General features: G+C 38.9%; 10 protein-coding genes. 2 read left to right on the plus strand and 8 right to left on the minus strand.

Going from position 1 to position 13,919, the window contains the following annotated elements; all coding sequences use genetic code 11:
- Positions 1-63 precede the first annotated feature (63 nt).
- A complete protein-coding gene (locus ACOMC3_RS05355; RefSeq protein ID WP_420318501.1) occupies positions 64-3,573 on the plus strand; it encodes an ABC transporter permease in 3,510 nt (1,169 codons plus the stop codon).
- An 11-nt stretch (positions 3,574-3,584) separates the two neighbouring features.
- Positions 3,585-4,736 carry a serine hydrolase domain-containing protein gene (locus ACOMC3_RS05360; protein WP_420318502.1) on the plus strand — a complete coding sequence of 384 codons (1,152 nt, stop codon included), beginning with the start codon at positions 3,585-3,587 and terminating at the stop codon, positions 4,734-4,736.
- Here ACOMC3_RS05360 and ACOMC3_RS05365 read toward each other — a convergent pair.
- The 8 genes from ACOMC3_RS05365 to ACOMC3_RS05400 form a co-directional block, all read right to left on the minus strand.
- Entirely contained in the window at positions 4,733-5,200 is a 468-nt protein-coding gene (locus tag ACOMC3_RS05365; RefSeq protein ID WP_420318503.1) for a hypothetical protein, read from the minus strand. The genes ACOMC3_RS05360 and ACOMC3_RS05365 overlap by 4 nt on opposite strands.
- Before the next feature lie 111 nt (positions 5,201-5,311).
- Complete coding sequence (locus ACOMC3_RS05370) at positions 5,312-6,523, minus strand: exo-alpha-sialidase (RefSeq protein ID WP_420318504.1); 1,212 nt, start codon at positions 6,521-6,523, stop codon at positions 5,312-5,314.
- Positions 6,520-7,257 (minus strand): DUF6503 family protein, encoded by a 738-nt coding sequence (locus ACOMC3_RS05375; protein WP_420318505.1) that lies wholly within the window; start codon positions 7,255-7,257, stop codon positions 6,520-6,522. The genes ACOMC3_RS05370 and ACOMC3_RS05375 overlap by 4 nt, the downstream gene beginning before the upstream one ends.
- A 60-nt stretch (positions 7,258-7,317) precedes the next feature.
- Positions 7,318-8,010: a DUF6261 family protein gene (locus ACOMC3_RS05380; RefSeq protein ID WP_420318506.1), complete on the minus strand. Its 693-nt coding sequence runs from the start codon at positions 8,008-8,010 to the stop codon at positions 7,318-7,320.
- A 123-nt stretch (positions 8,011-8,133) separates the two neighbouring features.
- On the minus strand, positions 8,134-9,438 hold the full coding sequence (locus tag ACOMC3_RS05385; protein ID WP_420318507.1) for a WD40 repeat domain-containing protein: 1,305 nt from the start codon (positions 9,436-9,438) through the stop codon (positions 8,134-8,136).
- A 79-nt stretch (positions 9,439-9,517) separates the two neighbouring features.
- Entirely contained in the window at positions 9,518-11,257 is a 1,740-nt protein-coding gene (locus tag ACOMC3_RS05390; protein ID WP_420318508.1) for a MutS-related protein, read from the minus strand.
- Positions 11,254-11,649 carry a heavy-metal-associated domain-containing protein gene (locus ACOMC3_RS05395; protein ID WP_420318509.1) on the minus strand — a complete coding sequence of 132 codons (396 nt, stop codon included), beginning with the start codon at positions 11,647-11,649 and terminating at the stop codon, positions 11,254-11,256. Before ACOMC3_RS05395 ends, ACOMC3_RS05390 begins: the two co-directional genes overlap by 4 nt.
- Positions 11,650-11,686: 37 nt before the next feature.
- On the minus strand, positions 11,687-13,885 hold the full coding sequence (locus ACOMC3_RS05400) for a TonB-dependent receptor domain-containing protein (RefSeq protein WP_420318510.1): 2,199 nt from the start codon (positions 13,883-13,885) through the stop codon (positions 11,687-11,689).
- Positions 13,886-13,919: the final 34 nt, after the last annotated feature.

Consider the following 13,919-nt stretch of genomic DNA (forward strand, 5'->3'; position numbering starts at 1 on the left):
TAAATATATAAGAAAAAGGAATTGGAAGGTGTTCAAATCCAAGTATTTCCCGATTTTTGGTTGGTGGAGGAATTTCAGCAATTACCCTGGGAATCGGCTTTACCGTTTATGGTATCTTTTCTGGGAGGCATATTTGGTTTTGTGCTACTCCTCATGAAATTTTCTGCAGCCAGGCATTTAGGAAAATTATTACTTGGCTATTCCTTTCTGATTATACTTCGTTATTCGTCTTCATTTCTCATCAATGAATGGCAGGTTCTTATCCTGATAGCTGTTTTTCTTTTCCTTTACTCTAGTACTTTCTTTTCGCAAAAAAAACGATGGAGTTATGCTCATTTGATACCTATTGCAATATCAATCGCATTACAATTCACTCCTTTTTTAGTAGATCGAATGGTAGCTACATCCTTGATTATTGTTTATGTTTTTCTGCTATTTCGATTGCTTCATAATGAAGCTACTCAAAGAGGCTTTCATTGGTTTGTTAATCCCGGAAGTAGACTTGTCTGGTTTAGAAATTTCATTTTCATAAATGTTATTGGATTTCTCATTCTGATCTTAGGGCAGATGAGCCTTTACTTACTATCTGGCTATGTCTTGTTGCTTCTGGTTTTTGTGGTGTACCAATCGCTTAAAGAATCTGAGTTTTTAACTCCAATTCCCATTGGAAATAAGTATCAGAAATCCACTTTAACTCCCCAGATTAAAGCGGCAGTGTTGGATAGGATTGAAGAGGTGATGGAGGCTGAATTTTACCTGAGATCTGATGCCTCCTTGACAAACCTCGCCAAAGAATTAGGAGTCACTACCCACCATCTTTCTCAGGTATTAAATGAATCATTGAAAATCAGCTTTCAGGATTTGATTGCCAGATACCGAATACGTCATGCATGTCACATTTTAAGGGATGAGCAATATGAGCAGGTAAAGATTGAGAGTGTGGCTGCTATGGTGGGATACAATTCCAAATCTTCCTTTAATACGGCGTTTAAGAAACGAACGGGACTGACTCCAACCGAATTTCGGGAAGCGAAGAATGTTCGATCTTATGGGGAAGAACGTCTATCCGAACGGAAAGCACCACAAAACGAAGTTTCCTACTTTAGTTTGAATCATGTTTTTAATCTCAAACTAACGAATGGCATGGTTCAGAATTTTTTTAAAACCTTTGGAAGAAACGTTAAGAGAAATGGTCTTTTTTCATTTCTAAATTTGCTTGGACTTACTGTTGGGTTTACTTGTAGTATGCTCATATACCTTTTCATTGTAGATGAGCAATCCTTTGATCAGGAAATTCCCAATCATGATCGTTTATTTCGAATCGCTTGGATAAGTGATAATCCACAAACCAGAACCCCACATCCAATGGCACAAGCGATGGTGAAAGATATTCCGGAAGTGGAGGCGGCTGTTAGTATTTCCCCTTGGTATGGAAGTGGGTTAAGCAAAGAGTCCATTAGAGTTAAAAACATAAAAAGAAACATTTTCTATGAGGAGCCCGATTTCTTTTTCGCGGACTCTACCTTTTGGCAAGTATTTGATCTGGAATTTGTTGAGGGGGATGAAAATGCCTTGGAAAAACCATTTGTCTTAGTAATAACAGAACCAATGGCAAGGAAGTATTTTGGGGACTCAAGCGCCATAGGCCGAGAGTTGGAATTAAATGATATGCCATTGGCGGTTTCTGCAGTGGTTAAACCCATGCCAAAAAATGCCCACTTTCACTTCAATGCGATCATTCCATATGTAACGCTCAAACAGATTAATCCTGATGATACCTGGATGGAATGGTCAGATTTTGGTCATTTCAATTACATAAAGCTAAAAGAAGGCGTTGATTCTGAAATAGTAGAGACAAAGATTCCCGGTTGGGTTTTAAGCTACCTTGATTGGAGTGAGCCATGGCAGGATCGATTAAAATCCGGAGAAGTAGGCTTTGAATTACAGCCAATCACGGATATTCATTTGACGTCCAATTTACGATGGGAACTAGAGAACAATGGAAACATCCTTTATGTCTACATATTGACTGCCACACTATTTTTTCTCATTCTCATAGCAAGTATCAATTATGTGAACCTGACCACTGCTAAATCAATCGAAAGAGCGAAGGAAATAGGTATTAAAAAAACCTTGGGAGCAGTTTCAAGACACCTTTCCGTTCAGTTTTATTTGGAGTCAGTCATTTTTTGTTTGATTGCAATGGCCTTCTCTGTGGGGCTATCAATTCTTTTTCTGGAAAGTTTTAATGGTCTGACAGGAAAAGGGTTTTCAGCAGAAGCAATATTGAATACTAAATTCTTGATTTCAGTTATTATTGGATGCATCGCCATTGGATTGACTGCTGGGTTTTACCCGGCAATGGTATTATCATCGTTTAGGCCAACGGAAGTTCTAAAAGGTAAGCTCTCATCAAACTCCAGAGGTGTAAGGCTTAGAGGGGCATTGGTTATTCTACAATTTACGATTTCGGCGATTTTAATAGCCGGCAGTCTGATGATCTTCCGTCAGATTGAATTTATGAAAAACAAAGAGCTTGGGTTTGATCAAAATGCAGTCATTTCAATAGACATACCTGAAAGCATTGAACTAGGAGGGATCGACCTTCAAAAAGTTTATCAGGCACGAAGGGAAATTGAGAAGATACCTGGAGTGATCAATACTTCTATGATTTCAAACCTGCCGGGAGGCCAGTTCAATCAGCATTCAGCTTTTGTCAAAGGAGACCAGGAAAACAGTCTCAATTTCTCAGAAGTGATCGTTGATTTTGGAGTGGAGGAAGTTTTAGGATTAGAAATCGTAGAGGGTCGAGCTTTTGACCCATCCTATGCCACGGATACCGCTGAATTGAGTTTTATGATAAATGAGATTGCGGTGCAACAACTTAATTTGGAGAATCCGGTTGGAACTACACTCGTGTGGATGGGTGATGATACCACTTACGATGGTAGGATAATAGGTGTAGTAAAAGACTTTCATTATAAATCACTCCATCAGGATATACAGCCTTTGTTAATTACAGCAGATCCTTATGATGTGGAGCATTTATTGGTTAAAGTAGACGGTAATCAGTTTAGCAGTATCATTCATCAAATTCAGGAGATATATACACCAGTAAACAAAGACCTGCCTTTTGAATATCAATTCTTAGATGAAAGATTAGGAACATTGTATGATCAGGAGGTCAAGACGTTAAATATCTTTTCCGTCTTTGCAGGAATTGCACTGATCCTCGCGTCACTTGGATTACTTGGGATGGCTATTGCGATTTTAAATCAAAGAATAAAAGAAGTAGGGATTCGAAAGATATTGGGTGCCAGTTCCAGTCAAGTGATGCTAATGGTTCTCGGCCAATTTGTCCGTCTGGTTTTTGTGGCATTAATTGTTGGATTGCCATTGGCTTATATACTTATGCAACGGTGGTTAAATGAATTCTCTTATCAAGCACCTTTCGGAATAATGCCGTTCATATGGGCTACTATTATCTTAATGTTTGTAGCAGTTATTAGCGTCATTTCAGCAGTCGCTAAGATTACTTTTTCTAATCCTGTTGAGGCACTTAGGTACGAGTAAATCTTGTTATTATGAAGAATTTTCGAGGTTTACTTATTGCCATTGGCGTTATGTTCATTTTCTCTTGTTCCACGTCCACTTATAGTGGACGTTGGGTACGCTGGAACGCTTCTGGGATAGATGATTATCAGAAATTTCCTAACTATCCTTTCAGAGCTTCATCAGAACCTTACCATTTTGTGCAAGCATATGATGAGAATTTAGACCAATTGATGATACCAATAGGCAAAAACAAGAAAGAAGCGCTTTTAGGTGCGATTACAGCGTCTGAGACAACTGCTTTTCTGGTAATAAAGAATGACACCATTCTCTATGAAAAATACCTGAATGGTTACACTCGCGATTCAATCAACACATCTTTTTCTGTTGCCAAGTCAATCACTTCTTTATTGGTAGGGGTGGCCATTGATCAGGGATTCATTCAGTCCAGAGAGGTGGAAATTGTCAGATATCTTCCTGAACTACTTGATGTAGATTCGAAGTATAAGGAGGTTCGGCTCTCCCACTTACTGGATATGAAAAGTGGGATCCAATTCAAGGATCATGATTTGATCTGGGGTGACAAGCCAAAGGCCTATTACCATCCCCGATTACGAGAACGAATCATGGAACTCCCCGTAACTGATGAGCCCGGCCTTGAATTCAAATACAACTCATACAATCCAATAGTAGTCGGAATGATCATTGAACAAGTAGCGGGAATGATGCCTGCTGCTTATTTTGAAAAGCATATCTGGGATCAAATGGGCATGGAGTATGCAGGCTCATGGAGCCTGGATAGCGAAGAATCGCAGATGACGAAAATGGAAAGTGGACTGAATCTTAGAGCAATTGATTTTGCCAAGTTTGGCAGACTCATGCTTAATAAGGGTCGATGGGAAGGCAAATTCATTGTTTCTGAGGAATGGATTGAGAAGACCCTTAGTTTTGATAAAAGCCACATAGTGCCTGACTATGGCGGTGAGATTTTTTACAAGAATTATTGGTGGCTCTACAGTACTGATGCTGAACATGTCGATATCATATCAGGATGGGGACACCTGGGGCAGTACCTCTACATTTTCCCAGACACTCAGGTGATCATTGTAAGGATGGGAAAAGACAATGATGGCGTTAGGTCATGGGGAGCATTATTCAAGGCTGTGAATGAAGCTGTCAATTAAAAATCTAATAGAGCGATATTGTTGTTATTCTCGACCTGATTATACAACTCGTCATAGGTAAGATTGAGCCATCCTTCTTTTTTCATTTTTGCTTTAACTGAGTAAAACGAAAGGTCATTAATGTGATCTACTACCTTGAAAACGGCTGTTATTTTACAATTGTCATAATTGGATTGTAGGTGAAAATCCACCTCACCGGGTATGTTTTCAATTTTTGTCCATTCCTGAAGAATTTTCATTTTAGAAGTGTAGGTAACTATTTTTTCTGATCCCTGATAGGTAAATCTCGCTTGAAGCTTTTCATTGTCTAACTGGTACCAGGTCGTTTTTTCAACATTCGGAAAATGCTGGTAGTGGAGCATAAGTGACGATATTTCAAGATCGCTCTCATGAATCTTTTGGGCATGAGAAATTGTGAACAAAGCAATTAGCACTAGAAAAAGAAAGGCACGAGCAAATTTCATGGCAGTTAATTTTCTTGTAAGATGCTGATATACAAGTGCTTAATGTATAGGCGTTTTGTCTTAAAATGAAATAGGAAAAAAAACTAGTTAATTCTAGGTAGGTATTAACAGCTAAAGTGCAACTTTCGCTGTTTTTATTATCTGATAATCATTAGATAATTGTGTCCAGGCAAAATAAACGCCTCCATTAAATACTTCCATCTGGGGAAATCCGCTGCTTCGGGCTTCTGACATTTCAGCAATGGTTCCGATAGTTGACATGGAGCCATTTATATTGACCTTTCGATATTTAATAGCCGATGCTTCTCCACCATCCAGCCAGCTTACCATTGCTTCCTGCTCATTGAGCATAACAATATCCACTCTACCCACAGGAGACGATTCATCTATAATAATCGGCTCATTAAAATGCTGATCTATTTTGAAAGCCACTTTTACCATGGGTCTACCAAGAGCTGATGTAAACCAGGCTGCAGCTGAGGTGTTTTTATAATTCGCAATTCGTGGACCGTTTACGGGACACCCTTCAATTTTCCAGTTGTCCTGTGCAATGAGTTTAGGTTGGCTCCACCCGCTATCCGTTTGCGTGACAAATGCCATGTCCCGAACCTCATCTACAGACCGATCTCGATATACGATTATTGCCCCTTTTGGAGTCATTGCACCACCTGTTTGACAACAGTCGCACACCCGTCCGTCCAGTTCTATTTCTTCTGTAAGGTTACCATTCATATCGATAACAGCAGACCGAATAGTCATTGCTCCACCTCCATGCTCCCCATGTCCACCACCTCCGGTATTTCTTCCATCAAGCCATGATAGGAGAAAGGACCCCTCATTTTGAGGTAGCATAGTGACAAATCCATGTTCTGTGGGTGTGCCATCTGAGTGCGGTATAATAGGTGAAGACCAAGTCGCTGAATCTCTGTGTTTAAGAACAATATTTACATCGTAAGAATAGGTGCCTACTGAACTTTTGGCCAGAAAGTGTGCGATTTTGTTTTCATCTTTATCAACAGCTAACATTGGATAGTCTGCCCAGTTGACAAACCAATCATTGCCTGATGTGATGAGTTCAGTCTCACTCCATTCACCCTCATTTAGTTGAGCATATTTGAAGTCCACCCAATTGGAATCTCTTTTTTCCACCCAACTCATGTAAAGCTTATTATCCGCTCCTTTGATTAAGTGAGGGAGGCTGGCATTTGCACTTGTTGGAGAAGCAATTGCCTCAATATTTGATAAGGATTGAGTTGCTTCCTTACTTTTTGGTGATGAACAAAAAGTAAAAATTATGAAGGGTAAGAAGTATATCGATTTCATTGAATCGAAATTACCACATCTTCTAATTCGATGAGTGATAATTCTACTAAATCTCCGCTTTGATACGCCTGATCGATGTTCTTCAATTCAACACTTCCTTTTACCCGAGGTTTTAAATTCTTATAATCTTGAATGACCACTCCATTCACAATTCGAGTATTGTATGCGACACGAAAACGAGTGCCAGTGCCTTCTTCCTCTTCATAGATATAAGCTAAATAGTCGAGGCTATAATCTTTTGAATCAAACCAATAGTAAAATACATCTTCAAAATCCTCTCCACCACCTTCCTGATCAAATGTTACTTTGATTTTATGATAGGTCTCATTATTGATGGATACCTGTCCTTCATAGGATTTATTCACTGCAGCATCATTGAGTTTATATGGAAGAAAAGCGAAATAAATGACTGAGTTAACTGAACTTGTGTAAGCAGCACTCTTTTCATCGGTTATTTCCACAATATCACCATTTATGGTTCTTACTAATCCACTGTTATTGAGAATATCCTTCACTTCATTACCCACCGAGTCTTGTTGGATTCGAGTATAGGTAAATGAACCACCATTCACCTGATATTGATAATTAATATCACGAAATGAAAATGAAGCAGTCGCATTACGAAGGACTTCCGTTCCAGAATATTTAATGGCCTCATCTACCACCTGCTGAGCAGTAGGAGTAAGGGTGCTGCAAGCTGCTATTATTGATAATAGCACAATTACTTTTTTCATAGTTGTTCCAAACGTAAGGAAGCCCTTTAAAGGTTTGTCATGTTAACGTCATTCAGTCAACTAGGCTGCCTCTTGTCTTTCTTTAGCTTGACTCATCATGTCAGTAATGATACCATTCAGTGTTTCGACCAAGGCATTGACTCCTTCTTCTTTATCTTCTTCTAATAGTTCTACGTGATTAAGGAAAAGCGTAATTTGTTTTGATAACTCAGTTTTCCAAACAACAACTTGTGGAGTTTCGTTTTTTATAGCCTCTGTGGTTTTTTCATGATAAATTTTATCAAAATATTCATGGGAATTGAGCATTTCTTCCAATAAGTCAGCAACTCCGGCATGTGAAATTTCATTTGAATATCTCTCAAGATCATCTACGAGACTTCTCATAGCCTCACTTTGAGCAATATATCCGAGGTTGTACAAGCTAAAACCTCGTTTACGAACCACTTCTACCAATTTTTCACCGGCCTTCTTAATTGACGGCTCAGATCGATAGGAAGCTGATAAAACACCATATTTAAATGCTTGAAAGGCATCATCCCTTAAAAGATCAGCTTGCTGCACTCTGGATGCATGGACATTAGAAAGCCCTTCATTGAGTGCCTCAGAAAGCACTTTCGAAGCTTCTGTAGATTTTTTTATTCGGTTTTCAAGATTACCCTTAAGTTTAGAAGCATTCACTGCTTGTATGAATCGTTCAGCAATGACGACTAATTCTTCGGATGTTAATGAGGAGTGTGAAAATTGTTTGAGCATGGTTCTTCTGTTAGTCTGTTGGTTATGACATATTTAAGCAATTAAGTACCTTCTTTTGAAAGATGAAAATGAACTTCGATAAGGTGTATATTTTTTCGGATGTACCGTTGAATAGCAAAGATTCTATTCATTGCAACTTGCTTGATAGGTGATGTCTTTGCCAATAAATTCATTCCACTCCTCTTGAGTAAGTCTTCGATTGATCATGGCACAAATTCTGAAGGCAAGATATGCTGGATCAACGGGCCAGGTTCTAATATACTCGTCTCCACCACCAGTTATTACTTGAGTTCCATTTGGATTAAAACTCCCGGTGAATACCCAGTCATCATGGTCGTCAAGAATAATTGGTAATTTTCTCGAATCGGTTAAATCCCAGATTCTGGCTGTGCCATCTCTGCTAGTAGTCAATAATAGATTGCCTTTAGGGTTGAATTGAATATCTGTGACAGTACTTTGATGTCCAGAGATAATTCTGATAAGTCGTTTTGCGGGGATGTCCCATAAAACAATGTCTCCCCTGTCTCTCCCAATCGCAAGCGTATTGCCATTGGGACTTATGTCCAGGCAATTGATTGAAAAGGATCCAAGCTTATACCCGAAATAGGACTGCTGTCTCCAGTTTTCCATAATATCTTCGATCGGACTTTCTTTTACTTCGTATGGCTTCTCCCATGCTTCTAGTACTCCTTGTTCCGTACCGGCATAAATGGTTCCATCTTGCTCGTCCACTTTTAACTGATTGATTTTTAAGGCAGTTTTCCCCACTTGCTCAGATTTTGCATCGAATCCCTTCATTAGTAATTCACCCGATTTAGTAACGCTAAGGTATTTACGCTCTCCCGGGATGAATGTAGCAGTCTGTATAGGAGTTGGATCCTCTAAAACCTGGATGTCTTCTTGCTGATTTCTTTCAATTGGAACAAGAGCTAGTCCTTCCTGATAAAAAATAGCCATGAGTACTTTTCCATCGTTTGACATTTCAATCGATTGGATGATTTTTTCTGATTCATAAACTGTTTCCGGAATGCCCCGAGGACTTGTGAGATCCCATTTCAGTACTTTCCCATCAGTGGATGATGAATAATAGAAATTGGGATCATCTCCAAATACAACAGAGGTTACCGTATTGGAATGCATTCCAACCTGATTATAAGCCATATCTCTAACCGAATCATAGCCCAGGAATTTATTGGCCTCATAGAGTGCCTGATAGACATTTAGGTGTGAAACATAAGGTTCAACATTTCCTTCTTTCCAGAATTCATATGCCTGTCTGGCAATCAATGCTTTCAGTTCTGGTAAATATCCCGGCATGACCAGCGATCGTTGTGACATAGACATCACAAGTTCTGTTGTTGTCGGATTTTCCTGGGCTTGTAATAGTGTAACAAGCGATAGAAGGAGTGTGGTGAATCTAAATCGCATATACCAATTTAGTGAGAATACTGGATTCCGTTGTTAAATCACTCCCATCTTTTTCATGATGAAGCTGGCGCTTTTGTTTTTACATACCCCAATCTTGAAGTTTATAGTCAAATACCAATTCGTCATTTACAATTTCTACTTCGAAACGTTTATTTGAGAGTTCATTCGGATACTCATCAGCAATTTTACAAACCTCAAGGTCATGGGTCGCAATTCCTCCCAATGCCTTTTTTTGAGCCATTTTTCGAATTACCTCGATTGTTCCGTTTCGTTTATCATCAGAATTGGTTCCTCTTAGAATCTCATCTAACAAAATGAAACATGTATCCTGATCTAATTGATCCACGATTGATTTCAAACGCTTTACCTCAGCGTAGAAGTATGATTCACTATCGTTTAGTGAATCTGTTAAGCGCATAGAAACTAAAACGGGCAATGGATGAATAAGAGCCTTCTTCGCAAAAACAGGTGCTCCTATACTTGCCAGTACCATATTTACCCCTAAGGTCCTTAAAAAGGTACTTTTTCCAGACATGTTGGAGCCAGTAAGAATAAAGAAAGGATGTTCACAGAAATCAATTGAATTAGTAATGTTCTTACCTCTTTCTATTAATGGATGACCAAGTTCTTCAAATAAGATTTTTCGATCCTCATTGATATCAGGAAAAGTAAATGAGGGGTTATTGTAGCTGAAGTTGGCTATGCTATTGAGTTTTTCAAATTCCCCGATCACTTTTAACCATTGATCTATTTCAGAGTTGTGCTTTATGCGCCATTGAGATAAGCCCCTCATCACATGAATGTGATATAAAATCAATCCATTTAGTATCGGGCTGGCGAATGCATTGGTGATGTGCTCCATGCGCCCAAATAGGAGAGAAAGCTGTTGAATGGATTTACTTGATTTATTACCATTGTTTATCAACTGGCGTTGAAGTGTTTTCAGCTTCTTACTTGTGAAGGAACTCTCCTCGATAATTTTTAGAAAGTGGGCATATTGGCTAAGAATTCTTTCAATCTTAGTTGTTGGAATCAACTCGTTTTTGATCGTCAATCCATAAGACGCTAAAATTCCCAGGTTGATCAAAAATCCTAACAATCCGAATCTCCAGAATATTTCAAATGGAGTGAAAAAGTAGAGACCAAAACTGAGTATGGTGATTAATGGAATGATATATAAAAGAACACCCGTGATCTTGTTAATTCCAATAGGTTTCTTTTTTGCCCATGTCATAAGATCGTTTAAGCTTTCATCACTATCTGGATGAATGCGTGCCTGTGCCAATATGTTCTGTCTCCATTCTACTTCGGGCGACAATTCTTTGATGGCTGAATGGTAATTTTCGATTTCTTCTTTGGCTAATTGCTGTAGTAAGCCGTTACCAAGACTTGTTTTCCCTAATACAGTCCCTGTGCGGTTGAGGTATTGAAACAATGAATGCTCCCCAAAGAGATCAAGATCATAAGAGTAGGGATGGTTGGTATCTATGAATGCAGCACCTCCATCAAATGATTTAGTTCCAGTTTCAAGGAATGCAATTTCTTCTAAATTGATCTTTGATAATTCCTCAACAAGCCGTATTTGCCACCTAACTTTTGTATGGATTTTAATCAGGAAGAGAAATGCAACAAAGACCAATCCGGCCAATAGAAAGAAAATCCAATCTTTATTGTATAACCCATTATAAATCAGAAAGATAGAGGTAATAATAAGTAGCAGGCGTGCTGTGCTAATCCTTCTATCTTTCCTTGTAAGCTGTCCTGATTCAGTATTAAGACGCGTCAGATTTTCTTTGTAAATATTCACTTCAGTATTCAATAGTTTTCACCCTGAGGCTTCAGAGGTACTTGCGGAATGGGTGTCCCATGAGATCCGTCTTTGCAACACATGGGTAATTTTTCATAAGCGATTGAATCTCTGGCCAAAGTATCTGCATGATATCCCACCATCGTAATCCTTTGTCGAATGGTTTGAGCATCCGTTTTCTTAGGATTGTAAACAACAGTCATCACTTTATCATCAATGTTGAATGTTGCTTCCTTAACGCCTTTTTCAAAAGCCAAGTCCTTTTCCAGCGTATACTGACACATTTCACATATTCCTGAAGTCTTGATCTCAACTTTAAAGCCATTGTCAACTTCTACTGGATCTTTCTGTGCTGTTGCAGTAATCACTATTATAAATCCGAATACTGTCAATAAATTTTTCATGTCTAATTTCTAGTGTCAATCGTCTAAAATCTAATTCTTATCTCTTAATCTTATATCTAAAGCCTACATAAACCATGCGACCCACAATTGGTGCCCAAACCAGCGATGCATCAAAATTATCACTGAATGGATTCTCTGAGTCAATGATTGGATCATCCTGTGTAAAACCAAGTAGGTTTTCCGAACCTAGATAAATATTTCCCCATCTAAATCCTCTACTCACTTGTGCGTTAAGTAAAAAGAAGTCAGGTGAGGAGGCATCACGTTGAAACTCAGCTGGCTTATCCGAAGTATTGGGAAGTCTCTTAGATCCAAACCACTGTAATGTTGCATCCGCTTCCCATTTATCAAATCGTGTAGCATAGGAGGTATTCAAAAAGAATCTGTTTCGCGCGTTGAATGGCACTTCCCTGAATTCATCATTGATGGTGGCTCTCACATCGTAATACTTATATGCTGCCTTAGCACTCAAGCGGGTTGAAAACTGATAGTTTCCCTCCAGTTGAAAACTATGAGCACGGGACTTTCCTCTAAGATTGTAAACCCTCAGTTGACTTGAATTTCCATCCATGTCATAGATGAGTTGGTTTTCAAAGTTTGTATAGAAATAGTCAGCAATGAGATTCAACTTTTTATCACGAATATTTACTGCAGTAACTAAACTACCGCCCATGTTCCACAACACTTCCGGTTCTGGATTTTCCTCTATGATTAATTGACGTGAAGAAACAAGAATGTTACTGTTTTCGACGATGGTGTTAGGAGTTCTATATCCCCGACCAATCGCTGCTCTAATGGTTGTGTTTTCCGAAATCTGATACCTCGAATGAAGGCGAGGAGTAAAGTAAGTACCATAGAGATTATGAAAATCTGTTCGAGCTCCTAAAAGCAATGTGAATTTGTCACCTGGAGTATAGGTGTATTCATAGTATAAACCAGGTACAATTTCTTGTCTGCTAAATGCAGAATCTGCATATATCTCATCAAATTCATCATAAAGCATGCTTACACCAGTTTTATACTGATGGAATGAATTTCCAATAATGTTTTGGAAGATTACATTACCATAAAGTGTTTTTTCTGTTCCCAGGTAATTATCTCTACCGAAACCACCGTCAATGTCAAGGTAAGAAGCCGTATAGATAAAACCCCATCCTTTGTAAGGTTTGTGAGGAAACAAGAGCCCGGTCTTTCCGAATATTTCTGCTCTGGTAGTGTTGTTTTGGAACCCATATTCTGAAGAAGTACGGAAGTCGTCCCCAAAACCAAAACCGAGCTGGCCACCAACTTTTTCGTCACGCATGACAGTAAAACCAACCTGAGATACCAATTTTTCTCCTTGATATTTATATCGATTCATCACATTGATTTGACGACCCTTTGGTATATCCATGAATCCATCATCATTCTGATCTACCTCATTATTGAAGTAATTTGAATGTAGAAGTAGTGCAGTACTCCATTGGTCGTTGATATCTCGCGCATGATTGGCATTTATTTCTAAACGCCCCATAGAATTCGCATAGCCATTTAAATAAAGCTTCTCACTGTTTTCCGGTTTCTTTAATTCCACGTTGATTTGACCAGTCATAGACTCAAACCCATTAACTACTGTACCAGCGCCTTTACCCACGTCAATGGATTGCACCCAGGTACCTGGTATATACGTCAACCCATACCGTCCGGCCAATCCGCGCACATTTGGAATGTTCTCTCTGTTTATCTGTACATATCGCCCATCTAGGCCCAACATGCGGATGGTTTTCGCACCACTCACTGCATCGGTAAATGAAACATCTACTGATGCATTGGTTTCAAAGCTTTCTGATAGGTTACAGCAAGCAGCCTTTGTCAATTCTGCTTCAGTGATTACTTCGATATGTTTTGATTCACGATCATCCAGGAACGTGCTGCTGGCCTGTACAACTACTTCATCTAACTCAGAAGCGTTTTCTTCAAGCATAATGTGCATCATTCCAGAAAAATCAGCATTAACAGTATCAGCAATAAATCCCGAATAGGATACCACCAATTTTGAATCTCTATTATTCAGTTTTAAAGTGAATTGGCCATTCACATCTGTGATGACTCCATTTTGAGTTCCTAATTCCTGAACTGTCGCTCCAATAAGAGGTTCATGTTCGACACCATTACCAACCATGCCACGGACTGTTTGAGCCTCCGTCGCTGAGGCTAATGAAATTGTTATTATTAATATAAATATATGTTTTACCATGATTGTATTTTTAGTCAATGAATAATTGATTGAG

Origin of the sequence: Ekhidna sp. (assembly GCF_965212185.1) — a bacterium.
In the GTDB taxonomy this organism is placed as follows: Bacteria; Bacteroidota; Bacteroidia; order Cytophagales; family Cyclobacteriaceae; genus Ekhidna.